The following is a 24,241-nucleotide window of genomic DNA, read 5'->3' on the forward strand; positions in this document are numbered from 1 at the left end:
AGCAAATACAAGGAAACCGCCCGCGGCGGCCTGGCGGTCAACATTATCGAATGCTAATTAGCCCCCTCTCCCTGCGGGAGAGGATTGGTATGAATCAAGGAGTCCCGCATGACCACCGAACACCTGTCGAAAACCCCGCTGCACGCACTGCACCTCGAACTCGGCGCGCGCATGGTGCCGTTCGCCGGCTACGACATGCCCGTGCAATACCCGCTCGGCGTGATGAAAGAACACCAGCACACCCGTGAGCAAGCCGGGTTGTTCGACGTCTCGCACATGGGCCAGATTCGCCTGACCGGCGCCAATGCGGCCAAAGCCCTGGAAACCCTGGTGCCGGTGGACATCGTCGACCTGCCGGTGGGCATGCAGCGTTATGCGATGTTCACCAACGAAAGCGGTGGCATCCTCGACGACCTGATGGTCGCGAATCTGGGCAATGACGAGCTGTTCCTGGTGGTCAACGCCGCGTGCAAGGATCAGGATCTCGCGCATCTGCAAAAACATATGGGCGATCAGTGCACCATTACGGCGCTGTTCGAAGAGCGCGCACTGCTCGCCTTGCAAGGTCCGGCAGCCGTCACGGTGCTGGCGCGTCTTGCGCCGGACGTGGCGAAGATGACGTTCATGCAGTTCAACCGTGTGTCGTTGCTGGGCGTTGAGTGCTTTGTCAGCCGTTCGGGCTACACCGGTGAAGACGGTTTCGAAATCTCGGTACCGGCCGCTGAAGCGGAGAAACTCGCCCGCGCCCTGCTCGCCGAACCAGAGGTCCAGGCCATCGGCCTTGGCGCCCGCGACTCGCTGCGTCTGGAAGCCGGCCTGTGCCTGTACGGCCATGACATGAACACCGAGACCACACCGATCGAAGCCAGCCTGCTCTGGGCGATCTCCAAGCCCCGCCGCGCCGATGGAGCGCGGGCCGGCGGTTTCCCGGGCGCCGAGCAGATCTTCGCGCAGCAACAGAACGGCGTCGCACGCAAACGTGTCGGCCTGCTGCCACAGGAGCGTACCCCGGTGCGTGAAGGCGCAGAGATCGTCAACGAGGCCGGCGAGATCATCGGCAGCGTCTGCAGCGGTGGCTTTGGTCCGACCTTGGGCGGGCCATTGGCGATGGGTTACCTCGACAGCGCTTACGTCGCACTCGATACACCCGTGTGGGCCATCGTCCGTGGGAAAAAGGTGCAAATGCTTGTAAGCAAAATGCCATTTGTTCCACAACGCTACTATCGCGGTTGATCGACTGTTTCTATAAGTAACGCGATTGCGTTATACGTGCACTAATGTGTAACGCAATCGCCATAAAACAGTGCGTTTTTTTAACATCCGTTTCGAATATGAACGTTGCTTATAACGTTTGCTGAAAATAGAACCAGACAATCGTCCAAGACGGAACTAGTTTGCTGACGAACTGCCATGAAGAGCAATAAAACCGGGGCCTTCGCAGGGCTTGTTTTTTCTCCCGTAGTTGGCGTAGAGTTTGTCCACTGTGTTTGCATGGGTCAGCTTGGAATCGTGACCTGGGCAGTAGCCTACAAGTTAGCTACATCCCGCTCGACGTCTTCTTACTCCTTGCAACCAGCTCCAGTACTCTTTCATGTGAAAGGGGCTGTCATCAATTTATGCGTCAAAGGAAATAAGAAATGTCCACACGTCAGAGCGGTACCGTCAAGTGGTTTAACGACGAGAAAGGTTTTGGTTTTATCACTCCAGAAAGCGGTCCGGATCTGTTCGTACATTTCCGCGCCATTCAGGGCAACGGCTTCAAAAGCCTGAAAGAAGGCCAGAAAGTGACTTTCGTTGCTGTGCAAGGCCAGAAAGGCATGCAGGCTGACGAAGTACAAGCAGAAGCCTGATCTTCTGATACGAAAAAGCCCCTGATATTGATATCAGGGGCTTTTTTGTGCGCGCTAATCCGTAAAATGGCGCTTCCATTCGCGTTCCGAGGCTGCCATGTCGAAACACCTGCTCACGCCGCAAGGGGACTTTCCTCCCGTTGCTCTCGGTCGTCGTCTGGCGGCGATGTTCTACGACTTCCTGCTGTGCACCGCCCTGATGATCGTCACCGGATTCATCTACAAGCTGATCCAGGCCGCAATCATTGGCGAAGAACGTTTGCGGGTGATGACCGATGCCGGCCAGCTCGATGGTGATCCACTGTATTCCACGGTGCTGCTGTTGGTATTGTTCGGCTTCTTCGCCAAGTTCTGGACCCATGGCGGGCAGACACTGGGCATGCAGGTGTGGGGCATCCGCGTGCAGAACGCCAACGGCACAGCGATCAGCCTGTGGCAGGCGCTGCTGCGCTTTATGGTGGCGATCGCGTCGTGGCTGTGTGTCGGGCTGGGTTTCTTCTGGTCGCTGTTCGACAAGCAGAAGCGCACCTGGCATGACATCTATTCGGATACCCGTGTGGTGCGAATCCCGAAGAAGAGCAAATAATTTCCATACTCAGGAGTCCCCCCTGTGGGGAGGGGATTTATCCCCGTCCGGCTGCGTAGCAGCCGTAAAGGAGCCCACGCGGTATCCCTGATATGCCGCGGTGTTTGATTTAGGGCGGCTTCGCCACCCAACGGGGATAAATCCCCTCACCACAGGGCTCACTCCTACAAGGGGTTCAATCAGGCGTTACCGGCCAGCTTCATCCGCGCTGCCTGAGTGAAGTCGAGCATGCGCTTCAACGGGCGAATCGCCTGGGGAATCAGCGCCGGATCGACAAAGATCTCGTTGGTGCCTTCCTTCAAGCTCTTGAGCGTGCGCTCAAGGGTATTCATGGCCATCCACGGGCAATGTGCGCAACTGCGGCAAGCCGCGCCGTTACCGGCGGTAGGCGCTTCGATGAAGACCTTGTCCGGGCACAGCTGCTGCATCTTGTAGAAGATGCCACGGTCGGTGGCGACGATCAGGGTCTTGTTTGGCAGGCTTTGCGCGGCGGCGATCAACTGGCTGGTGGAACCGACGGCGTCCGCCAGCTCGATCACCGAAGTCGGCGACTCGGGATGCACCAGAATCGCTGCGTCCGGGTACAGCGCCTTCATGTCTTCGAGCTGCTTGGACTTGAACTCTTCGTGAACGATGCAGGCACCATCCCAAAGCAGCATGTCGGCGCCGGTCTTGCGCTGAATGTAAGTGCCCAAGTGCTTGTCCGGGCCCCAGATGATCGTCTCGCCGTTGTCCATCAGGCTTTCGACGATTTCCAGTGCGCAGCTCGAAGTCACCACCCAGTCAGCCCGAGCCTTCACGGCGGCGGAAGTGTTGGCATACACCACCACGGTACGTTCCGGGTGCTGATCGCAGAACGCCGAGAACTCGTCGACCGGGCAGCCCAGGTCCAGCGAGCAGGTCGCCTCCAGAGTCGGCATCAGCACGCGTTTTTCCGGATTAAGAATTTTTGCCGTCTCGCCCATGAACTTGACGCCGGCGACCACCACGGTCTTGGCCGGATGGGCGTTGCCGAAGCGGGCCATTTCCAGGGAGTCGGAAACACAGCCGCCGGTTTCTTCGGCCAGGGCCTGAATCACCGGATCGCAATAAAAGTGGGCCACGAGCACCGCGTCCTGAGCCTTGAGCTCGGCGGCGATGGCGGAACGGTAATAAGCCTCCTCTTCTGCCGTCAGCGGTTTCGGCTGTTTGGCGTCGAGGTGGGCTTGAACCAGAAGGCGTTCGGAAATCTGCGTCATGTTCGCAAGACCTGCAGGCGCATTCGCGCGAAAGTCGAGTATACACCCGGCTCCGGACCACTAGAGGGTACCGCCGGGAGAGTGAGTATCATCAGGCACGGGACAGCGTTGAAGCTGCGCAAGGCTACAGAATATCCCGTTGATACAAAAGATGATTCTGACCTGCGTCAGGTGTGGCCGCGCTGAAACATCGAACGCCCGAATTGCAGGCAAAAAAAAACCCGGAAATCCTCACTTTCGTGGGCCTTCCGGATTTTCTAAACCGCCAAATATGGTGGGTCGTGTGGGATTCGAACCTACGACCAATTGGTTAAAAGCCAACTGCTCTACCAACTGAGCTAACGACCCGCTGTGTGGTGGCGCGTATAATACTGATTTTTAAGGACTATTCAACACCTTTTTTGAAAAAATCAAAAATAAGGGGTTGGATCGTCCACACCAGCCGCCGCGAAGCCTTCTGCACGCAGGCGGCAGCTGTCGCATTTGCCGCAGGCGCGGCCGTCATCGTCTGCCTGATAGCAGGAAACCGTCAGACCGTAATCAACGCCAAGCTTCACGCCGGCCTGAACGATCTGCGCTTTGCTCAGGTTCTGCAGCGGCGCCTGGATGCGGAAGCCGTTGCCTTCCACGCCGGCCTTGGTCGCCAGATTGGCCATGCGCTCGAACGACTCGATGAACTCGGGACGGCAGTCCGGGTAGCCGGAATAATCCACTGCATTGACGCCGATGAAGATGTCGCGGGCGCCGAGCACTTCGGCCCAACCCAATGCCAACGACAGGAAAACCGTGTTGCGCGCCGGCACGTAAGTCACCGGAATGCCTTCGCCCAGCTCTTCCGGAATGTCGATGCTGGTGTCGGTCAGCGCCGAGCCGCCCATGCCATTGAGGTTCAGTCCGATGACCTTGTGCTCGACCACACCCAAATCGCGAGCAACGCGGGCGGCGGCATGCAATTCGGCATGCGAGCGCTGACCGTAATCGAAACTCATGGTGTAGCAGGCGTAGCCTTCGGCGCGTGCCATCGCCACGACGGTGGCCGAGTCGAGGCCGCCGGACAGCAAAATGACTGCACGTTTTTCAGTGGTGTTCAGTTGTTCAGTCATCTCAGCGCCCCGGCTCGTCGTTCCAAAGATATTTATGCAGCTGCAATTGCAGGCGTACCGGCAGGTTGTCCGCCACTACCCAGTCCGCCAGTTCCCGAGCATTCAGGTCGTGGTGACTCGGCGAAAACAGTACTTCGCCGGCGCGCTGGTCGAGACCGTACTGGATCAGCTTGGAGACCGCCCAGTCGTAGTCTTCCCGCGAGCAGATGACAAACTTCACCTGATCGTTGCGGGTCAGCAGTTCGATGTTCTCGTAACGGTTGCGATGGGCTTCTTTCGAGCCCGGTGTTTTCAGATCGACGACGCGACTGACACGCGGATCGACAGCGGATACGTCAAGGGCGCCGCTGGTTTCCAGCGACACCTCGTAGCCGGTATCACACAACCGCTCAAGCAAAGGAATGGCGTTCGGCTGAGCCAACGGCTCACCGCCGGTGACACAAACGTAGCGCGGACGATATCCGGCCACTTGCTCAAGGATGTCGTCGAGGGTGCGGACGGTGCCGCCGCTGAACGCGTAAGCGCTATCGCAGTACTGGCAACGCAACGGGCAACCGGTCAGGCGCACGAAAACCGTGGGCAGCCCGGCAGTCCGAGTTTCACCCTGCAACGAGTAGAAAACTTCGGTGATTCTCAATGTGTCTTGCATAGTCGCCACGGGCGTAACAGCTAAACAGGCTGTCCGCCTCCGTCAGGCACTTCAGGCAATCCCGCCAACGCGTAGACCACAAGAAGCGTGTTTCAGAAAAAGGGCGTGAATTCTAACGAAAAAACCCGCGACAAGCGCGGGTTTCTTCAAAACACGGATGAACAGGCTTACATGCGCTGTAAATCACGCTGGGCCAGCTGCGCGGCGGAAGTGCCCGGATATTGGGACACCACCTGCTGCAGAATGCCTTTGACCTTGTCGGTGTGACCGAGGCGGCGCTCTACGTCAGCCAGCTTGTACAGCGAGTCCGGCACTTTGTTGTGCTTGGGATACAGCTGCGAAACCTTGGCAAAGGCCTGACCTGCACCTTGCAGATCACCCTTGGCCAGGTTCACTTCGCCCAACCAGTACTGGGCGTTGCCCGCGTATTGGCTGTTGGGGTATTTGCGCAGGAAAGCGGCGAAGGCCTGGCTGGCCTTGTCGAAATCTTTGGCTTTGATCAGGTCGAAAGCGGCATCGTAATACAGCTTTTCCTTGGCCGGATCAGCCGGTTCGCTACCCGCGGCAGGTGCCTGGGCTGCCGCAGCAGCACCCGCGCCTGCGGCAGCACCGGCGGCAGCACTTGCATCGCCACCGGCAGAAGAATTCTCGGGAGTCGCGGCTGGTGCAACGCCGGATCCTATGCGCCGATCAAGATCCTGGTATCGCTCCAGGGATTCCTGCTTCATGCGCGAAACCTGATTCTGCAGTTCTTCGATCACGCCCTGTTGGCGCGAGATCTGATCCTGCATCTGTTGCAATTGGTTGAACAGCATGCCTTGTGCCGAGGCAGGGGCCGAAGCCGCTCCCCCGGCATAGGCGCCGTTCGTACCGTAACCCGCAGGCGGATAACTGCTCCCGCTATTGTTATAACCGGAGTTGTCATCGACCACAGGAACCGCAGCCCACGCCGCAAGCGGCGCGAGGCTGAGAGCCAGAACAGTTACAGCACGACGGCACGTTCGCATATCGAATTACTTACGCAGTTCGACGCGACGGTTCTGGGCCCAGGACTGCTCGTCGTTGCCGGTAGCAACTGGACGCTCTTCGCCGTAGGAAACCAGTTCCAGCTGAGCTGGGGAAACACCTTGCAGTACCAGGTAGCGCTGAACGGCTTTCGCACGACGCTCGCCCAGTGCCATGTTGTACTCACGAGTACCACGTTCGTCGGTGTTGCCTTCCAGAACAACGCGAGCGCCGTTTGCTTTCAGGTCTTTGGCGTGAACGTCCAGAGCGCGCATGGCTTCTGGCTTCAGGTCCGAGCTGTCGTATTCGAAGTAGAAGGTGGTGATTGCGCGCAGAGCAGCTTCTTCGCTCAGGGAACCGTCAACGGCACCAGTGTTTGCGCCGTAACCAGCGTTTGGATCAACAGCGCCTTCACCGGCGTTGTCGCCGCCTTTGGACGAGCAACCTACAGCTACAGCCATGGCCAGAGCCAGCGCAGCAAATTTACCAAACTTCAGCATTTCCATCGTGAAACTCCTAATGAACCCCAGTGTGTTAAGTAAAACGTGTAGCGCCCGCTCACTTCAGGTAAGGGGACCAGGACGGTTCTCTGACTTCGCCTTGAGCGGTAGGAAGCGGGAGCCTCACGCGCCCATTAATGGACACGAGCATCAAGACTCCCCGGCCCTGTTGGCGGGTGGCGTAGATTACCATGGTGCCGTTGGGCGCAACAGTAGGTGACTCGTCCAGAGTGCTATCAGTGAGGATCTTTACACTACCGCGCTGCAGATCCTGAGCTGCCACCTTGAAATTGGTGAAGCCATCCTGACGATGGATCATCACCAAAGTCTTTTCATCAGCCGAAAGTTTCGGGTTGGCGTTGTAGTTGCCCACGAACGTCACACGCTCGGCACCACCGCCACCGACGCTGGTTTTATAGATTTGCGGCTTGCCGCCACGGTCCGAGGTGAAATAGATGGTCGAGCCATCCTTGCCCCAGAACGGTTCGGTATTGATGCCCTGGCCATTGGTTACGCGGCTGATCTGACGCGAACCGAGGTTCATTACGTAGATGTCCGGGTTACCGTCTTTCGACAGCACGAACGCCAGGCGATTGCCGTCCGGCGACCAGGCTGGCGCGCCGTTGAGGCCTTCGAAGTTGGTGATCTGCTCACGGCGACCGGTGTCGATGTTCTGCATGAAGATACGCGGACGCTTCTGCTCGAACGACACGTAGGCGATACGCTTGCCGTCTGGTGCAAAACGCGGCGACAGGATCGGCTCGCGCGATTGCAGCAGAGTCACTGCGCGGGCACCGTCATAGTCGGAGCGTTGCAGGGTGTAACGGGTGTTCTTCTCGGAAAAACGCTCGGCCGTCACGTACAGCAGGCGCGTCGAGAAGGCACCTTCAATGCCGGTCAGCTTCTGGAACGACTGATCGGAGATGAAGTGCGCCATGTCACGGATCTGGTCGGTCGTACCGGAAACACTGCCGTCCGCCACTTTCTGCTCGGTGGCGACGTTGAACAGTGCCCACTGCACCTGCAGGCGACCGCCCGCTGGAGCGATGCTGCCGACCATCATGTACTGAGCACCCACCGCCTTCCAGTCACGGAAGATGATTTCGCTCGGCTGGCTTGGCTGGCTGATCATGTTGGCTTTCGGAATCGGCGAGTAATAGCCCGAGTTGCGCAAATCGTTGCCAATGATTTCAGCCATGTCATCCGGCAGCACGGCGCCGCCCTGCATGCCGAACGGTACGACGGCGATCGGAGTAGCCCGATCGCTGCCGCTGGTGACCAGAATGTTCTTTTCATCTGCCGCCGCGATCCCTGCCATGCAGCAGATCACGACCAGCATTCCTCGAAGAAGGTTTCTCACAAGGCTAGATCCTCAGGTGTGAATGTCATCTTGAATGAACGATACGGAGCGAAATCGCTCGGCTTCATTCCCTGCATTTCTGTCAAACGTCCAATATTCTTCACTGCCGCGACTGCCGAAGCATCGAACGGACCGTCACCGCTGGACTTGGCCACGCTGACCGAGGTCACCGTACCGTCCGGCAACATGCCAATTTGCAGCACGACCGTCATGCCTTTGCGCGCCGAAGGAGGACGAGCCCAGCCTTCTGCTGCGCGAGCGCGAATCAGGTCATCGAAACTACCGGCAACCTCGTCACCCTGCTCATCGGCCAGGGCCTGCTGACGCTGCGGCGTGTCGGAAAGCAGATCTGCCAGGGCCTGGGCCTTTTTGTCTTCGGCAGATTTGCGTGCCGCTTCCTGCGCTTTCTTCTTCGCAGCATCGGCAGCAGCTTTCTTCTTCGCGTCTTCGGCGACTTTCTTCTTCGCCTCTTCAGCTTCAGCTTTCTTCTTGGCGTCTTCGGCGGCTTTCTTCTTCGCGTCTTCGACGATCTTCTTCTTGGCTTCTTCGGCAGCGGCTTTCTTCGCCTCTTCCTCAGCAGCCTTCTTCGCTTCGTCTTCGGCCTTCTTCTTGGCTATATCAGCCAATTGTTTCTCTTCGGCCTTTTTCGCTTCGGCTTTTTTCGCGTCGTCGGCTTTCTTGGCTTCATCAGCCTTTTTCGCTTCGTCCGCTTTCTTCGCCTCGTCGGCCTTCTTGGCTTCCTCGGCCTTTTGAGCCGCTTCCTCTTTCTTTTGTTCCGCCGCCTTCACCGCTTCCTGCTCGATCTTTTTCTGTTCCATCTGTTCGACTTCGGTTTGGCGCGCGGCGGATTTCTTCGCCTCACCCGCAATCTTCTGATTGGTCTGGGTGGTCGCCTGACTTTTCGATTTCAGCTGGTACAGAGTCGCCTGGACGATCGGCTTGGCCGGCGGCAGTTCGGGCGTGAAGGCAAAACTGACGAACAGCATGCCGAACACCAGCACGTGCAGGACAATCGCCAGAACACTAGGCCAGAAGTAGCTTTCCGAGGCGGACGGCTCTCGCTGTTGCTGCATCAGGGGGCCTCGGTAATCAGACCAACGTTACCGACCCCGGCTTTCTGCAACCCGCCCATGGCACCCATGACGGCGCCGTAGTCGACAGTCTTGTCACCACGAATGAATACCTGGGTGCGTTTGCCGCCCTCGGTGCCGGCGCGGATGATCTTAGTCACCGCGTCAGTCATCTGTGGCAGGGTCATGGCCCTGTCCTGTTGCTTCTCGGTGTCGACTTCGCTGCCAAGGTTCCAGTAGTAGGTCTTGTCAGCCTTGATCGAAATGGTCAGGACCTGGGTGTTGTTGTCCTGCGGCAAGGCTTCGCTGGAAACCTTGGGCAGATCAACTTTCACGCCCTGATTGAGCATCGGCGCGGTCACCATGAAGATGACCAGCAGCACCAACATCACGTCGATGTAGGGCACTACGTTCATCTCGGCGACCGGCTTGCGCTTTTTGCGAGCTCGAGCGATTAAAGCCATCGGGAAATACCTGCTTATTCTTCGCTGGTGTGCACTTTGCGGTGCAGGATCGCCTGGAATTCATCGGCGAAGGTGTAGTAGCGGCCCAGCAAGGTTTCGCTGCGAGCAGCAAAACGGTTGTAAGCGATGACCGCCGGGATCGCAGCGAACAGGCCGATCGCGGTGGCGATCAGGGCTTCGGCGATACCCGGAGCAACGGTGGCGAGGGTCGCTTGCTGAGCGCTGGCCAGACCGCGGAAGGAGTTCATGATCCCCCACACGGTACCGAACAGACCGATGTACGGGCTGACCGAACCAACAGTGGCGAGGAACGGCAGGCTCTGCTCGAGTTTCTCTTCTTCGCGCGAGATGGCCACGCGCATGGCACGGGCGACACCTTCCATCACGGCTTCAGGATCGACACCTGGCTGCTGCCGCAGACGGGAGAATTCCTTGAAGCCGGCACGGAAGATCTGCTCCACACCCGAATCCGGATCAGGGTTGCTGCCAGCCTGACGGTACAGTTTGGACAGGTCGATACCGGACCAGAAGCGCTCTTCGAAGCTCTCCAGGGCGCGTCGACCGGCACGCAGCAAATTGCTGCGCTGAAAGATCATGATCCATGAGGTCACCGATGCGGCCACCAGGGTCAACATTACCAACTGCACCACGATGCTGGCATTGCTGACCAGGCTCCACATGGAGGAATGGTCGACGACGTTAGCTTCCACGCTTTATCTCCTGCTTTGAGTGTGTACCCGGGCCGACCGCGTCGGCGAAGGCCGCACGCAGGTCTTCGGGAAGGGCCCGGGGTTTCAAACTGTCGGTGCGCACGCAGGCCACCAAAAACTGCCCTTCGCAGAGCAGCACATTATCCGTGGCCCGCCTGACCTGCTGTTTGAAGCGCAGGCTGGCACGGTTCAATTCGATTACATCAGCGCTTACCAGCAATTCGTCGTCCAGTCGCGCCGGCGCGTGGTAGCGCGCTTCGCTGGAATGCACGACGAACAACAGGTCCTCTCCGGCAAGCACAGATTGGGCAAAGCCCAGTTTCCGTAGCCGCTCGGTTCGAGCCCGTTCCATAAACTTGAGGTAATTAACGTAATACACGATGCCGCCCGCATCGGTGTCCTCGTAATAAACGCGACAACGATGTGCGAACGGCTCAAGCCCGTTTTGCGCGCGCATACTCTAGTGCTTACTCCTCAGGTTGCCAATCCGGCCAGACAACTGTTTTTCGTGGTTTCAAAGCTTTAACGCAAAAGTACCGTCGTCTGACAGTACAAACCCTGAATAAATCACCAACAAATGTGTATCAATCGTCGACGGCGTCGAGAAACTCGTCTGCCACGGGCATCTCGCCCATGCGTGACGGAACATTCAAACCGAAATGCAAATAGGCATGCCGCGTCACCACCCTGCCCCGTGGCGTGCGCATGATGTAGCCCTGCTGGATCAGATACGGTTCGAGCACGTCTTCAATGGTGTGGCGTTCTTCACTGATCGCCGCCGCCAGACTGTCGATACCGACCGGGCCGCCGTCGAACTTCTCGATCATGGTCAGCAGCAGGCGTCGATCCTGATGATCGAAACCGTGCTCGTCGACATCCAGCAGGTTCAGCGCCAGATCCGCCACCGCTTTGGTGATGTGACCCTTGGCGCGGACTTCGGCAAAGTCGCGCACCCGTCGCAGCAGACGGTTGGCAATTCGCGGCGTGCCACGGGCGCGACGGGCGATCTCGAACGAACCTTCCGGGTCCAGCGGCAGACCGAGAATCGCCGCCGAACGACTGACGATGGTTGCCAGATCCGCCGTGCTGTAGAACTCCAGGCGCTGGACGATACCGAAGCGGTCTCGCAACGGGTTGGTCAGCATGCCGGCGCGGGTGGTGGCGCCGACCAGAGTGAACGGCGGCAGATCCAGTTTGATCGAACGCGCCGCCGGCCCCTCGCCAATCATGATGTCGAGCTGGAAATCTTCCATCGCCGGGTACAGCACTTCTTCAACGATCGGCGACAGACGATGGATTTCGTCGATGAACAACACGTCGTGCGGCTCAAGATTGGTCAGCAACGCGGCCAGATCACCCGGGCGTTCCAGCACTGGCCCGGAGGTGCTCTTGATCGACACACCCATTTCCTGGGCAATGATGTTGGCCAGCGTGGTCTTGCCCAGCCCCGGTGGGCCGAAGATCAGGGTGTGATCGAGGGATTCACTGCGGCCACGCGCAGCCTGGATGAACAGCTCCATCTGCTCGCGCACGGTCGGCTGGCCAATGTAGTCGGCCAGACTGACCGGGCGGATGGCCCGATCCTGGACTTCTTCGCGCTCGCGCGGGCTGTGCGCGGCGGCGATCAGACGATCAGCTTCAATCACTTAAATCATTCCCTTCAGAGCGCGGCGGATCAGGTCTTCGCTGCTCAGGTTCTTGTCTTTGATCGCGGAAATCGCCTTGCTCGCTTCCTGCGGCTTGTAGCCCAACGAGATCAACGCGCTGACCGCATCGGTCTCGGCGCTGTTGACCGGCGCCGGGCCGTCCGGCTGATTCGGCACCAGCGCGAACATCGCCGGCGAGGTTTCCCAGGCCTTGAAGCGATCTTTCAATTCCACCAGCAGACGCTCGGCGGTCTTCTTGCCAACCCCCGGGACCTTGGTCAACGCCGAAGTGTCCTGAGACTGCACGCAGCGCACCAGCTCATCGACTTCCAGGCTCGACATCAACGCCAGCGCCAGCTTCGGTCCGACCCCGTTGAGACGGATCAGCTCGCGAAAGAAGTCTCGCTCACGCTTGCCGGCAAAACCATAGAGCAATTGCGCATCTTCGCGTACGACCAAATGGGTGTGCAGGGTCAGTGGTTCACCGACCGACGGCAAACGATAAAGGGTGGTCATGGGCACTTCCACTTCATAGCCGAGGCCATTGACATCGAGAATCAGGTGCGGCGGCTGTTTCTCAGCCAGGGTGCCGCGCAAGCGTCCAATCACGTTTTGAATCCTTGAGCGCTGGCCAGCCGTGGGCTGGCGACGATTGAAGGTGGCTTGCGCGCCGGCAACACAGGCACCGCAAAGCCACTTTCAGGAAAATTGATGCTGATGCTATCAGAGACGCAGGCGCCCGCCACGACTGCGTGCGGTTCCCAGCCCGTGCGGCAGCAGGCTGGAGCGCGTGTGCGCATGGCAAATGGCAATCGCGAGGGCGTCGGAGGCGTCGATCTGCGGCTTGCTGGTCAGCTTAAGCATGTGCATGACCATCATCTGCACCTGCTCCTTATTGGCCGCACCAGTCCCGACGACGGCCTGTTTGACTTGCGTGGCGGTGTACTCGGCGATCTCCAGACACTCTTCGGCGCCGGCGACAATCGCAGCGCCCCGTGCCTGTCCGAGCTTCAGCGCCGAGTCGGCGTTTTTCGCCATGAACACTTTTTCAATACCCATGGTCACCGGGCCGTAGGTCTTGATGATTTCGCGCACGCCGCGATAGACGATTTGCAGACGCTCATGCAGCTCGCCGGAGCCGGTGCGAATGCAGCCCGAGGCCACATAGATGCAGCCACCCCGCCCGGTATCGCGAACGATCCCGTAACCGGTGATGCGCGAACCGGGGTCGATACCAAGGATTAGAGTCATAAAGCCTGCAGATTCATAAAAACGATTTACCTGACAGCCAATAGCAAATGTGGGAGCGAGCCTGCTCGCGAAGGCGGTATGTCAGCAGATACAGGTGCTGAATGACACACCGCTTTCGCGAGCAGGCTCGCTCCCACAGGGAAGACTAGTCGCTTATCAGCCAAGCTGAGCGGCGACGTCTTCCGGGATATCCGCGTTGGAGTAGACGTTCTGCACGTCATCCAGATCCTCAAGCATATCGATCAGCTTGAGCACCTTCTCCGCACCTTCCAGATCCAGCTCGGCACTGGTGGTCGGCTGCATGACGATTTCCGCGTCGTCACCCTTGAACCCGGCCGCTTCCAGCGCGTTACGCACCGCATAGAAGCTGGTGAACGAGGTGAACACGTCGATCGAACCATCTTCGTGGGTGACCACGTCATCAGCGTCGGCTTCAAGCGCCGCTTCGGTCAGTGCGTCTTCATCGACGCCCGGGGCGAAGCTGATCTGGCCCTTGCGCTCGAACAGATACGCCACCGAACCGTCGGTGCCGAGGTTGCCGCCACACTTGCTGAACGCGTGACGCACCGCTGCGGCGGTACGGTTGCGGTTGTCAGTCATGCACTCGACCATCACCGCCACACCGCCAGGGCCGTAGCCTTCATAGGTCAGCTCTTCAACGTTGTCCGCTTCAGTGGCGCCGGCACCGCGCGCGACGGCACGGTCAATGATGTCGCGACTCATGTTGGCGCTCAACGCCTTGTCCAGAGCCAGACGCAGACGCGGGTTGGAACCCGGATCACCGCCACCCTGACGGGCCGCAACGGTCAGTTCACGGATCCACTTGGTGAAGATCTTGCCCCTCTTGGCATCCTGACGTTCTTTGCGGTGCTTGATGTTTGCCCACTTGGAATGACCTGCCATAACTTGCTCCGAATGCTCTTTGAAACCTTGCCCGCCCCGCCAAGGCAGCGGCCGGCAATTGAAAAATTCGACCTGAGAAAGAAAAAAGGCGCATCCGAAGATGCGCCTTCAGGCCCGTCTTACTCAGCCTTTGGCGTTTCGCGCAGGCGAATGTGCAGCTCGCGCAGTGCCTTGGCATCCACTACGCCCGGAGCCTGCGTCATCACGTCGGCAGCACTCTGGGTTTTCGGGAAGGCGATCACTTCACGGATCGACTGGGCGCCGGTCATCAGCATCACCAGACGGTCCAGACCGAAGGCCAGACCACCGTGCGGCGGTGCACCGTACTTCAGCGCGTCGAGCAGGAAGCCGAACTTCTCTTCCTGTTCCGCTTCGTTGATGCCCAGCAGGCGGAATACCGCTTGCTGCATTTCCTTGCGGTGGATACGGATCGAACCGCCGCCCAGCTCGGTGCCGTTCAAGACCATGTCGTACGCACGGGACAGTGCGCCGGCCGGGTTGGCTTCGAGCTCCTGCGGGGTGCACTTCGGTGCAGTGAACGGGTGGTGCAACGCCGAGAAGCTGCCGTCGTCGTTCTCTTCGAACATCGGGAAGTCGACGACCCACATTGGTGCCCACTCGCAGGTCAGCAGCTTGAGGTCGTGACCGAGCTTGATGCGCAGCGCGCCCAGGGCTTCGCTGACGATCTTGGCCTTGTCGGCACCGAAGAACACGATGTCGCCATCGACTGCGCCAACGCGATCGAGGATCACGTTGAGCTTGTCTTCCGGGATGTTCTTCACGATCGGCGATTGCAGACCTTCAACACCGGCGGCACGCTCGTTGACCTTGATGTACGCCAGGCCCTTGGCACCGTAGATGCCGACGAACTTGGTGTAGTCGTCGATCTGCTTGCGCGGCATGCTCGCCCCGCCTGGAACACGCAGTGCGGCGATGCGGCACTTCGGATCGTTGGCCGGGCCGCTGAACACCTTGAATTCAACTTCCTTGAGCTGGTCGGCAACGTCGACCAGTTCCAGCGGAATACGCAGGTCCGGCTTGTCCGAACCGTAGCGGCGCATGGCTTCTTCGAAGGTCATGTGCGGGAATTCGCCGAATTCCAGATCCAGCACTTCCTTGAACAGGTTGCGGATCATCTGCTCGGTCAGGCCCATGATCTCTTTTTCATCGAGGAAGCTGGTCTCGATGTCGATCTGGGTGAATTCCGGCTGGCGGTCGGCACGCAGGTCTTCGTCACGGAAGCACTTGGCGATCTGGTAGTAACGGTCGAAGCCGGCCACCATCAGCAGTTGCTTGAACAGCTGCGGCGATTGCGGCAGGGCGAAGAACGAACCGGCGTGGGTACGGCTCGGCACCAGATAGTCACGCGCGCCTTCCGGAGTGGCCCGGGTCAGGATCGGCGTTTCGACGTCGAGGAAGCCGTTCTCGTCGAGGAAGCGACGGATGCTGGTGGTCATGCGCGAACGCAGACGCAGCTTCTCGGCCATTTCCGGACGACGCAGATCGAGGAAGCGATAGCGCAGGCGGGTTTCTTCGCCGACGTCGGAGAACTCGTTGAGCGGGAACGGCGGGGTTTCCGACTCGTTCAGCACTTCCAGTTCATAACCGAGCACTTCGATCATGCCCGAGGCCATGTTGGCGTTGGTCGCGCCGGCCGGACGCAGACGCACCTTGCCGGTGATCTTCACGACGTATTCGCTGCGCACGCGATCGGCGGCGGCGAAGCTCTCGGCGCGATCCGGGTCGAACACCACCTGGGCCAGACCATCACGATCACGGATGTCGAGGAAAATCACCCCGCCGTGGTCGCGGCGACGGTGAACCCATCCGCAAAGGGTAATTTCCTGGCCTTCCAGGCTTTCGTTCAGTTGGCCGCAATAGTGGCTGCGCATCATGGTGTGGTTCGCTTCTCGTAATTCGAAATTCGGTGGAGATCCCGCCGCCATCAAGCAAGGCGGAAACTCACGCGTGTCGTTCGTTCAGGGTTGGAACCCTAGTCAGCTTTGTCGCCACCGGCCAGATTCTTCTTGGCTCCGGTCTTGAAGTCGGTCTCGTACCAACCGTTGCCGCTGAGGCGAAAACCCGGCATGGACAGCTGCTTCTTCAGTTCGGGCGCCTGGCAGGCAGGGCAATCGACCAACGGTGCGTCGCTGATCTTCTGAATGGCTTCCAACTGATGACCACAGGAAGCACATTGGTAATCGTACATTGGCATGGAGGTGTCTCGGCGATCAGATTGCTGCCGCGCGCAGGGCTTTGCGGCGAAAGCGCGGGATTATATCGATTAAATGCAGGCTGTGCAGCCGTAACGCTGCACAGCCTGCAACCTCGTTGCAACCGCCGTTTCAGCGCGAAACGGCGGGTGCGAGATCTTTGATCCCGTTCATGACACAAACCACCCGTACCAGCGCACTGAAATTCTTCACCCCGCCGTAACGCAGATGCACCTCGCGATCGACGTGGGATAACAGTGTGCTGACCGAACAATGATTGTCCTCGGCCATGCCGCCGAGAATATTCCAGTAGACCTGCTCGAGGCGCAGGCAGGTCGCAAAACCGTTGAGGCGAATCGATCGCGACAACGGCCGGATCAGATTCATGTCGAACTCGCTGACAAACGGGTCGACTTTAATTACGTGCCGCGAAGCCGACATCCTGTCGCTTCGCCTGTCTCCTTCTACCATAGCGTTGACACTCCTTTGCCATGACTGCTGATTTATAAGGCAACATCCTGCGCCTTCATAAAAACCCAGTGACAAAGTTAGCGCCATACGACTTGTTGACCAGCCTCGTAGGATAAGCCAACGACAACGGTAAGAGTCTGGAGAGCATGCGGACGACCTCACGCCGTCCGCAGCGTCTGGATCATTCCTCGAGCAGTGCGCGCAGCATCCACGCAGTTTTCTCGTGCACTTGCATGCGCTGGGTCAGCAGGTCAGCAGTCGGCTCATCGCTGACCTTGTCCAGCAGCGGGAAAATGCCGCGCGCGGTACGGGTCACCGCTTCCTGGCCTTCGACCAATTGCTTGATCATGTCTTCGGCGCTCGGTACACCGACTTCTTCTTTAATAGAAGAAAGACGCGCGTAGGTCGCGTAGGCACCCGGCGCCGGGAAGCCCAACGCACGGATACGCTCGGCGATCGAATCGACAGCCAGCGCCAGCTCGTTGTATTGCTCTTCGAACATCAGGTGCAGCGTGCGAAACATCGGGCCGGTGACGTTCCAGTGGAAGTTATGGGTTTTCAGATACAGCACATAGGTGTCCGACAGCAGCCGCGACAGCCCTTCGACGATGGATTTGCGGTCTTCTTCACTGATACCGATATCAATTGCCATGCTTACCCCCTAACAGTGATTGAATTCATCCAGCAGGTTCAGCCCCACTTTAGCAAGGCAAGCGCCCGCTCGCAGCTATCAATCCGTGATCTGACTGCGACAAATCGACCGTTTCTCTGCCGCTGGCCGGGCTGATTTGAGTAGCCGCAGGCTTTGCTGTTAAATAGGCAGTGTGTCGCCATGCCCTATTTTCCGGGGCGTTGCGCATAGGCTGATGCCGTGTACGTGTCCACCGCCTCTTATTTTGTCCTGAAGCGAACCGTGCGCCTTCAGCTCTTCCTTGTGAGCCGTCATAACGTGAGCCAATCAAAATGTTGAAAATCGTCCACCTGCTAATGGGCGCAGCAGCCTTGCTGCTGTCGTTCATACCCAGCCTGAAAGCCGAAGCCGTTCCTTACCTGCAACAGCCCGATGCACTTTACCTGGCCTTTTTCGGCCTGCTGAACCTGGTCATCGCTCCAGTGATTCCCTACTGGAACAAAGGCCCGCGCCAGCATCTGCAAAATCTGGTCAGCGCCCTTCTGGTACTGACTGTCGTCCTGCAGACTTTGACCCTGATCGCGCCGATGCCGGTCATCGCTGGCCAGCCGGCGGTGTTGTTCAGCCTGGTGATCGCCCTGGTTGCCGTGCTGCTGCATTTGGCTGTCAGCTTCTACAAATCGTCACCGGCCGCTGCGCCGACTACCTATGACATGAGCAATCGCGATACCGGCACCGTGAAGTGGTTCAACACTTCCAAGGGTTTCGGGTTTATCTCCCGGGATTCCGGCGATGATATTTTCGTGCACTTTCGCGCCATTCGTGGCGAAGGCCACCGTGTTCTGGTCGAAGGCCAGCGCGTCGAGTTCTCGGTGATGAACCGCGACAAGGGCCTGCAAGCCGAGGACGTGATCGCCGCTCTGCCGCGTCGCTGATCCAAAGCAAAAAAAAACCGCGAACAGCCTGGCTGTTCGCGGTTTTTTTATGCCTGGCGAATGGCTCAATAATGCGGCGGCGGTGCGTCTTCTTCGAAAGCACCGAACTGCCCGACCATTTCTTCGTGACGCTTGATCAGCGCCTCCATCTGCAATTGCAGGCGCTCGATGACTCTCTGCTGGGCCACCAGCACATCGTTCAAAGCCTGAATGGTGTCATCCTGAAAGGCCAGACGGCTTTCCAGATCGGTAACGCGTTCTTCAAGGCTCATGACTCAGCCCTCCACAAAGGTGAATTCTTCGGTCAGCACCAGACGCAAGCGCTCGCGAATGGCTGCTACCTGTTCCGCGCTGTACGGCTTGGCCGGGTGCCTGCCCCAGACCGGCGCCGGCCAAGCGGCGTCGTCGCGTTTACGCACAATGACATGCATGTGCAACTGACTGACAACGTTACCCAGGGTTGCCACGTTCAGCTTGTCAGCATCGAAGGAATCCTTGAGCAATTCGGCAAGGGTGGTGGTTTCCCGCCATAGCTGTTGCTGATCGGCGACATCCAACTGAAACAACTCGCTTATATCCTCGCGACGAGGTACCAGGATGAACCAAGGGTAATTGCTGTCGTTGGACAGCAACAGCCGGCACAACGGAAAGTCGCCGATGACCAGGGCGTCCTGTTGAAGTCGTGAATCCAAAGCAAACACTGTGAGCACTCCCGCTGATCCTATGACTCAGCTTAGCGGCGGCGCCGTGAAAGCAGCGCGCCAAGCGACAGAACGGCAGCATACCTGCGAATGCAGCGGGCTTCACGCTTCCCTCCGACAGTAATTCAGTAAGCGCGCCGACATAAGACATTTATCTCGCCGACGCACCAATACAGCCCCGGACATGAGCCTTGACGTGAAGATCCGCATGAAAACCCCTGATCTGTCGACCCTCGAATCGGGCGGCGCCAGTTTTACTCGGGCCCGATTGTGATTTTTTTGCACCAAAACTGCACAACACGTCTACGCTCAGTGGGCCGGGCATCCGCCAAATACTCAATGCGGGGTGAACCGGTAACGTTTTTGGTTGTCCTGCGCGGCTTTGGTGCGTTGCAACACCATTGGGGGATCGTCGTCAAGCCCGTAACAAAACAGCCCCGAGGCCCCGTTTTCACAAGGTTTTCACATCTGAGAGCTGCACACAGAAAAATAACCGCAGCGTTTTTGCGGTTTGTGCACGCTTGTTGCATTCGTAAAGGTATGGACTATAAGCGCACCACTGGAAGTGGTCGCCTGAAGCCAATAAAAACAGTGGCAGGGTTGCCCGATGGAGATTCAAGTGTTTTGCCAGGGACTCTTTTTTAGCGATGCAAAAAGGCCCGGAAACAGCGATAAAGTTGTCAGCCCGGTTGCATCGGTACTGTGGATTTGCGACATCCAGCGCTCCTTCTGCGACAACGCCGTAAAGAAGCTGAAAGGTTGATTTCGCAAGTATCGCCAACAATGTCGGCGTGATATAAGTTTGCGCCGACACAAAAAGAAAGAGCCGCCCAGATAATAAAACAGGTGGGACGGCAGTACTCTTCTAAAAACCAAAGGAGCAAATCACGATGCGCGTGATGAAGTGGAGCATGATCGCCCTGGCTGTTGCAGCAGGCACCTCGCAGTTCGCAATGGCGTCTTCGCAGGATGAAGCCAAAGGTTTCCTGGAAGATCAGAGCCTGAACCTGAAAACCCGCCTTCAATACATGAACCGCGACTTCCGTAATGGCGCTGGTAATATTCCGAAAGAGGGTGGGGGCTTTAAAAGCGGCTACCGTCAGGACACCGGTATCAGCCAGCTGCTGAGCTACGAGTCTGGCTTCACTCAAGGCACTATCGGCTTTGGCCTTGACGCAATGGCGATGGGCGCTGTCAAACTGGACGGCGGTTCGGGTCGTGCGGGCAATAATAAATTCGCTGTCGATAGCGACGGGAACCCAGAGCAAGCACAAGGCAAGACGGGTGCTGCGGTGAAGTTTCGCCTCTCCGACACCACTCTGAAGTATGGTCGTCAATTCGTTGCCAGCCCGGTCTTCGCTACCGATGACAGCCGTATGCTGCCAGAAGTTGCGGAAGGCACCTTGCTTACCAGCAAAGAGATCAAAGGCCTGGAACTGACCGCAGGTCGTTTCACCGCACTGAGTTCCCAAACCGGCATGGGCAAGGATAGCATCAACGGCAAGTCTACCCCGGGTCTGACCAGCGCCAACATCGCTGGCGCAACCTACCAGTTCACCGATAACTTCGTTGCCGGTGTTGCTGCGTCGGACGTTGATGACTACTTCAAAAAGCAATACATCAACGCCAACTACACCTTCCCGATCAATGACGAGCAGTCGCTGAACTTCGACTTCAACGGCTACCGCACCAAGGATCAGGGCCAAGCGCTGTATGGTAAACAGGACAACAAACTGTGGAGCCTTGCTGCTGCCTACAGCATCGGTGCACACAAATTCACCCTTGCTCACCAGCGCTCCACCGGTGACACAAACTACCTGTACGGCGTGGACGGTAACAGCACGATTTTCGTAGCCAACTCCATTCAGATCTCTGACTTCATCGGGCAAGACGAACGCTCTTGGCAAGCTCGCTACGACCTGAACATGAAGAATTACGGCGTTCCGGGCCTGAGCTTCATGGCTCGTTACGTACGAGGCGACAACATCACGACCTCCTCCGACACCGAAGGTAAAGAAAACGAGTTCAACTTCGAAACCAAATACGTGATGCAGGAAGGTCCGGCCAAGGATTTGTCTTTCCGTCTGCGTAGCGCGATTTATCGTGCCAATGACGCGTATAACACTGACTACGCTGCAGACAACAACGATGTACGTATCATCGTTGAGTACCCTCTGAGCATCTTGTAATCTTGATGTAAATTGGCGTCACTCTAGAGCGTTGCTCTAACAAAAACCGCTCACCTGACTCAGGTGAGCGGTTTTTTTACGAGTGAAACTTCACACAAACTTCAAGCATTAGCCAGCTATCTATTAGCCTGCAATCTTTCGCGTTAGCCTAAAACCCAAAGGTATTAACACCCCTTTGAGTTTGCGTTAATTAACTGTTCGCAAGGCAATTATCATTGGTTTTGCTGAACAGCGCTTTCCTGAACCACACGTATAACCCGCTGCGGAAATGGAATATCAATACCAGCACTCTTCAAACGATCACGCGCCTGCTCATTGAACATGAACATCACATCCCAATAATCCGCAGTTTTAACCCATACGCGCAGGGAAACAGTGATCGAACTGTCGCCCAATGTCGAAATCACTGCCTGTGGCTCCGGGTCCTGCATGACGCGGGGATCCTTGGCCAGATCCAGCAATACCTGACGGGCCTTCTGCAGATCCGCTTCGTAATCCACGCCCACATCGAACACGACTTTGCGGGTTGGCTGGCGGTTGGTGTTGGTGATGATGCCGTTCGACAGGTTGCCGTTGGGCAGGATGATGGTCTTGTTGTCGCCGGTACGCAGCACGGTATGGAAAATCTGGATGCTGTCGACGGTACCCGCTACACCTTGGGCTTCGATCCAGTCACCGATGCGGAACGGGCGGAACAGCAGAATCAGCACGCCGCCAGCGAAGTTGGCCAGGCTGCCCTGCAAGGCCAAGCCAATCGCCAGACCGGCAGCACCGATGGCCGCGACGAACGAGGTGGTTTCGACGCCGATCATCGACGCGACGCTGACAATCAGCAACACCTTGAGAATGATATTGGCCAGGCTGCTGATAAAGCCTTGCAGCGCCAGATCGGCATTGCGCAGAGCGAGCAGACCGCCGAGTTTTTGCGTGACCTTGTTGATCAGCCACCAGCCGATCGCCAGGGTAATCACTGCCAGCAGTACGCGGCTGCCGTATTCCATGATCATCGGGATCCACGCCTGGGACGCCTTGACCAGGTGGTCCACTTCCGCATTCAAATCCATGTTCTATCTCCTGATTTCCGGCTTCCCGGGGTGTATTCAAAACAACTGTGGGAGCGAGCCTGCTCGCGAATGCGGCGTGTCAGTCAACTTTTCGCTGAATGAAACACCGCATTCGCGAGCAGGCTCGCTCCCACATAGCCTTCAGACCAAGCTTAGTCGCGGAAGTTGTTGAACTGCAGCGGCATGCCGAATTCCTTGGCACGCAGGGCCGCGATCGCTTCCTGCAGGTCGTCGCGCTTCTTGCCGGTGACACGCACCTGCTCGCCCTGAATGGCGGCCTGGACCTTGAGCTTGGCTTCCTTGATGTGGCCGACGATCTTCTTCGCCAGCTCTTTGTCGATGCCCTCCTTGAGGATGGCGTCCTGCTTCATCAGCTTGCCCGAAGCGTAGGCGTCCTTGACCTCGAGGCATTGCACGTCGATCTTGCGCTTGGTCAGCGCCAGCTTGAGGATTTCGATCATCGCTTCGAGCTGGAAAGCGGCTTCGGCGGTGAGGCTGACGGTCAGGTCTTTTTCCTTGAACTCGAAGCTGCCTTTGCCTTTCAGGTCATAACGACGATCGAGTTCCTTCACGGCGTTCTCGACCGCGTTGGTGAGTTCGTGTTTGTCCAGTTCGGATACCACGTCGAACGACGGCATGTAATCTCTCCAATAAAAAGGCGCGCTCGATGTGGATGGAGCGCGCTTGGCTTGCGGTTAAAATCGGGCTCATTATAACGGGTCTTTTCCTACCGATACGGCGAGCCGCACATGCCTGCAAGCAATCGAGCAAAAAACTGATGTCGACCACCTGGCACGTACTCGGCGCCGGCAGCCTCGGCACACTCTGGGCGACACGTCTGGCTCGCGCCGGCTTGCCGGTGCGCCTGATCCTGCGTGATGCGGCGCGCTTGCAAAGCTACGAGGCAGTGGGCGGATTGACCCTGGTAGAAAACGGACAAGCTCATACCTATGCAGTTCCCGGCGAAACCCCGGACAGCCCCGAGCCGATTCGCCGATTGCTGGTTGCGTGCAAGGCCTATGACGCCGAAGAGGCCGTCGCCCGCCTCGCTTCCCGCCTCGCGCCGGACGCCGAACTGATCCTCCTGCAAAACGGCCTCGGCAGTCAGGACGCCGTCGCCGCGCGGGTGCCACAGGCGCGCTGCATCAGCGCCTCCAGCACCGAGGGCGCGTTCCGTGATGGCGATTGGCGCGTGGTGTTCGCCGGTCACGGGTTCAACTGGCTGGGCGATGGCGCAAATCCGCTGGCGCCGGTCTGGCTGGACGATCTGCAAGCGGCGAACATTCCCCATGAATGGAGCGCCGACATCCTTACTCGCCTGTGGCGCAAACTGGCGCTGAACTGCGCGATCAACCCGCTGACCGTGTTGCACAACTGCCGTAACGGCGGGCTGAGCGAGCATCACTGCGAAGTCGCCACGCTCTGCGCCGAACTGGCGGAACTGCTCCAACATTGCGGCCAGCCGGCTGCGGCGGACAATCTGCAAGCGGAAGTCGAACGAGTGATCCACGCCACCGCCGCCAATTACTCTTCGATGTATCAGGACGTCGCCAACCAGCGCCGCACCGAGATCAGCTATCTGTTGGGACACGCCTGCAAAGTTGCCGAGCGCCATCAGTTGCATCTGCCGCATCTGCAGCAGTTGCAGCAACGTTTGGTGGCGCATCTGCGCAAGCGTGGATTGCCCAGCGACTGAGCAGCC

At 58.2% G+C, this 24,241-nt stretch carries 29 protein-coding genes and 1 tRNA gene; 6 read left to right on the forward strand and 24 right to left on the reverse strand.

Annotated elements, in window-relative coordinates; genetic code table 11:
• Positions 1 to 108 precede the first annotated feature (108 nt).
• The 3 genes from gcvT to D8U82_RS13095 all read left to right on the forward strand — a co-directional run bounded on the left by gcvT (position 109) and on the right by D8U82_RS13095 (position 2,436).
• Entirely contained in the window at positions 109 to 1,233 is a 1,125-nt protein-coding gene (gene gcvT, locus D8U82_RS13085; RefSeq protein ID WP_130902310.1) for a glycine cleavage system aminomethyltransferase GcvT, read from the forward strand.
• Positions 1,234 to 1,637: 404 nt separating this feature from the next.
• Positions 1,638 to 1,850 carry a cold-shock protein gene (locus tag D8U82_RS13090; protein WP_003227496.1) on the forward strand — a complete coding sequence of 71 codons (213 nt, stop codon included), beginning with the start codon at positions 1,638 to 1,640 and terminating at the stop codon, positions 1,848 to 1,850.
• A gap of 97 nt (positions 1,851 to 1,947) precedes the next feature.
• Entirely contained in the window at positions 1,948 to 2,436 is a 489-nt protein-coding gene (locus tag D8U82_RS13095) for an RDD family protein (RefSeq protein ID WP_130902311.1), read from the forward strand.
• Positions 2,437 to 2,615: 179 nt separating this feature from the next.
• Here the strand turns inward: D8U82_RS13095 and nadA are convergent, their stop codons facing one another.
• From nadA to D8U82_RS13190, 19 genes are all read right to left on the reverse strand, one after another.
• Entirely contained in the window at positions 2,616 to 3,674 is a 1,059-nt protein-coding gene (gene nadA / locus D8U82_RS13100) for a quinolinate synthase NadA (protein ID WP_016773509.1), read from the reverse strand.
• A gap of 272 nt (positions 3,675 to 3,946) precedes the next feature.
• Positions 3,947 to 4,022, reverse strand: a tRNA-Lys gene (locus tag D8U82_RS13105).
• A gap of 62 nt (positions 4,023 to 4,084) precedes the next feature.
• Positions 4,085 to 4,777, reverse strand: a complete 693-nt coding sequence (gene queC / locus D8U82_RS13110) for a 7-cyano-7-deazaguanine synthase QueC (protein WP_039758175.1) — start codon at positions 4,775 to 4,777, stop codon at positions 4,085 to 4,087.
• A 1-nt stretch (position 4,778) separates the two neighbouring features.
• Complete coding sequence (gene queE / locus D8U82_RS13115; RefSeq protein WP_130902312.1) at positions 4,779 to 5,426, reverse strand: 7-carboxy-7-deazaguanine synthase QueE; 648 nt, start codon at positions 5,424 to 5,426, stop codon at positions 4,779 to 4,781.
• Between the two features lie 167 nt (positions 5,427 to 5,593).
• A complete protein-coding gene (gene ybgF / locus D8U82_RS13120; RefSeq protein ID WP_024014085.1) occupies positions 5,594 to 6,433 on the reverse strand; it encodes a tol-pal system protein YbgF in 840 nt (279 codons plus the stop codon).
• Positions 6,434 to 6,439: 6 nt separating this feature from the next.
• Positions 6,440 to 6,937: a peptidoglycan-associated lipoprotein Pal gene (gene pal, locus D8U82_RS13125; protein ID WP_003178634.1), complete on the reverse strand. Its 498-nt coding sequence runs from the start codon at positions 6,935 to 6,937 to the stop codon at positions 6,440 to 6,442.
• A 52-nt stretch (positions 6,938 to 6,989) separates the two neighbouring features.
• The gene (gene tolB / locus D8U82_RS13130) at positions 6,990 to 8,270 is read right to left on the reverse strand and encodes a Tol-Pal system beta propeller repeat protein TolB (protein ID WP_016773506.1); all 1,281 of its coding nucleotides are present in this window, start codon (positions 8,268 to 8,270) and stop codon (positions 6,990 to 6,992) included.
• Between the two features lie 17 nt (positions 8,271 to 8,287).
• The gene (tolA, locus tag D8U82_RS13135; RefSeq protein ID WP_016773505.1) at positions 8,288 to 9,364 is read right to left on the reverse strand and encodes a cell envelope integrity protein TolA; all 1,077 of its coding nucleotides are present in this window, start codon (positions 9,362 to 9,364) and stop codon (positions 8,288 to 8,290) included.
• Positions 9,364 to 9,816 (reverse strand): protein TolR, encoded by a 453-nt coding sequence (gene tolR / locus D8U82_RS13140; protein ID WP_160767866.1) that lies wholly within the window; start codon positions 9,814 to 9,816, stop codon positions 9,364 to 9,366. The genes tolA and tolR overlap by 1 nt, the downstream gene beginning before the upstream one ends.
• Before the next feature lie 23 nt (positions 9,817 to 9,839).
• Positions 9,840 to 10,535 carry a protein TolQ gene (tolQ, locus tag D8U82_RS13145; RefSeq protein WP_008080223.1) on the reverse strand — a complete coding sequence of 232 codons (696 nt, stop codon included), beginning with the start codon at positions 10,533 to 10,535 and terminating at the stop codon, positions 9,840 to 9,842.
• Positions 10,525 to 10,992, reverse strand: a complete 468-nt coding sequence (gene ybgC, locus D8U82_RS13150) for a tol-pal system-associated acyl-CoA thioesterase (RefSeq protein ID WP_016773503.1) — start codon at positions 10,990 to 10,992, stop codon at positions 10,525 to 10,527. The genes tolQ and ybgC overlap by 11 nt, the downstream gene beginning before the upstream one ends.
• A gap of 127 nt (positions 10,993 to 11,119) precedes the next feature.
• Positions 11,120 to 12,181, reverse strand: coding sequence for a Holliday junction branch migration DNA helicase RuvB (gene ruvB, locus D8U82_RS13155; protein ID WP_024014087.1), 1,062 nt, complete (start codon positions 12,179 to 12,181; stop codon positions 11,120 to 11,122).
• A complete protein-coding gene (ruvA, locus tag D8U82_RS13160; RefSeq protein WP_024014088.1) occupies positions 12,182 to 12,790 on the reverse strand; it encodes a Holliday junction branch migration protein RuvA in 609 nt (202 codons plus the stop codon).
• Positions 12,791 to 12,904: 114 nt separating this feature from the next.
• Positions 12,905 to 13,432, reverse strand: coding sequence for a crossover junction endodeoxyribonuclease RuvC (gene ruvC / locus D8U82_RS13165; protein ID WP_016773501.1), 528 nt, complete (start codon positions 13,430 to 13,432; stop codon positions 12,905 to 12,907).
• Between the two features lie 156 nt (positions 13,433 to 13,588).
• Positions 13,589 to 14,335 carry a YebC/PmpR family DNA-binding transcriptional regulator gene (locus D8U82_RS13170; protein WP_034153419.1) on the reverse strand — a complete coding sequence of 249 codons (747 nt, stop codon included), beginning with the start codon at positions 14,333 to 14,335 and terminating at the stop codon, positions 13,589 to 13,591.
• Between the two features lie 119 nt (positions 14,336 to 14,454).
• Entirely contained in the window at positions 14,455 to 16,230 is a 1,776-nt protein-coding gene (aspS, locus tag D8U82_RS13175) for an aspartate--tRNA ligase (RefSeq protein WP_024014090.1), read from the reverse strand.
• Positions 16,231 to 16,328: 98 nt separating this feature from the next.
• Positions 16,329 to 16,550, reverse strand: a complete 222-nt coding sequence (locus D8U82_RS13180; RefSeq protein ID WP_016773499.1) for a zinc ribbon domain-containing protein — start codon at positions 16,548 to 16,550, stop codon at positions 16,329 to 16,331.
• Between the two features lie 130 nt (positions 16,551 to 16,680).
• Positions 16,681 to 17,019, reverse strand: coding sequence for a ribbon-helix-helix domain-containing protein (locus D8U82_RS13185; RefSeq protein WP_038861040.1), 339 nt, complete (start codon positions 17,017 to 17,019; stop codon positions 16,681 to 16,683).
• Between the two features lie 181 nt (positions 17,020 to 17,200).
• The gene (locus D8U82_RS13190) at positions 17,201 to 17,671 is read right to left on the reverse strand and encodes a Dps family protein (RefSeq protein WP_016773497.1); all 471 of its coding nucleotides are present in this window, start codon (positions 17,669 to 17,671) and stop codon (positions 17,201 to 17,203) included.
• 311 nt (positions 17,672 to 17,982) lie between these two features.
• Between D8U82_RS13190 and D8U82_RS28600 the strand changes: the two genes are divergently transcribed.
• Positions 17,983 to 18,585 (forward strand): cold-shock protein, encoded by a 603-nt coding sequence (locus D8U82_RS28600; protein WP_016773496.1) that lies wholly within the window; start codon positions 17,983 to 17,985, stop codon positions 18,583 to 18,585.
• 65 nt (positions 18,586 to 18,650) lie between these two features.
• Here the strand turns inward: D8U82_RS28600 and D8U82_RS13200 are convergent, their stop codons facing one another.
• From D8U82_RS13200 to D8U82_RS28105, 3 genes are all read right to left on the reverse strand, one after another.
• Positions 18,651 to 18,857: a SlyX family protein gene (locus D8U82_RS13200; protein WP_016773495.1), complete on the reverse strand. Its 207-nt coding sequence runs from the start codon at positions 18,855 to 18,857 to the stop codon at positions 18,651 to 18,653.
• Positions 18,858 to 18,860: 3 nt separating this feature from the next.
• The gene (locus D8U82_RS13205) at positions 18,861 to 19,286 is read right to left on the reverse strand and encodes an HIT domain-containing protein (RefSeq protein WP_016773494.1); all 426 of its coding nucleotides are present in this window, start codon (positions 19,284 to 19,286) and stop codon (positions 18,861 to 18,863) included.
• A gap of 451 nt (positions 19,287 to 19,737) precedes the next feature.
• Complete coding sequence (locus D8U82_RS28105) at positions 19,738 to 20,100, reverse strand: hypothetical protein (RefSeq protein ID WP_156045082.1); 363 nt, start codon at positions 20,098 to 20,100, stop codon at positions 19,738 to 19,740.
• 76 nt (positions 20,101 to 20,176) lie between these two features.
• Here D8U82_RS28105 and D8U82_RS13210 point away from each other — a divergent pair, with 76 nt between their 5' ends.
• A complete protein-coding gene (locus D8U82_RS13210) occupies positions 20,177 to 21,475 on the forward strand; it encodes an OprD family porin (protein ID WP_110602526.1) in 1,299 nt (432 codons plus the stop codon).
• A gap of 212 nt (positions 21,476 to 21,687) precedes the next feature.
• Here the strand turns inward: D8U82_RS13210 and D8U82_RS13215 are convergent, their stop codons facing one another.
• Positions 21,688 to 22,539 (reverse strand): mechanosensitive ion channel family protein, encoded by an 852-nt coding sequence (locus D8U82_RS13215; protein ID WP_110602527.1) that lies wholly within the window; start codon positions 22,537 to 22,539, stop codon positions 21,688 to 21,690.
• A 152-nt stretch (positions 22,540 to 22,691) separates the two neighbouring features.
• Complete coding sequence (locus D8U82_RS13220; protein ID WP_016773491.1) at positions 22,692 to 23,177, reverse strand: YajQ family cyclic di-GMP-binding protein; 486 nt, start codon at positions 23,175 to 23,177, stop codon at positions 22,692 to 22,694.
• A gap of 140 nt (positions 23,178 to 23,317) precedes the next feature.
• Here D8U82_RS13220 and D8U82_RS13225 point away from each other — a divergent pair, with 140 nt between their 5' ends.
• Positions 23,318 to 24,235: a putative 2-dehydropantoate 2-reductase gene (locus tag D8U82_RS13225; protein WP_130902313.1), complete on the forward strand. Its 918-nt coding sequence runs from the start codon at positions 23,318 to 23,320 to the stop codon at positions 24,233 to 24,235.
• Positions 24,236 to 24,241: the final 6 nt, after the last annotated feature.

It is taken from the genome of Pseudomonas sp. Sample_23 (genome assembly GCF_004307595.1).
Lineage (GTDB): Bacteria > Pseudomonadota > Gammaproteobacteria > Pseudomonadales > Pseudomonadaceae > Aquipseudomonas > Aquipseudomonas atacamensis.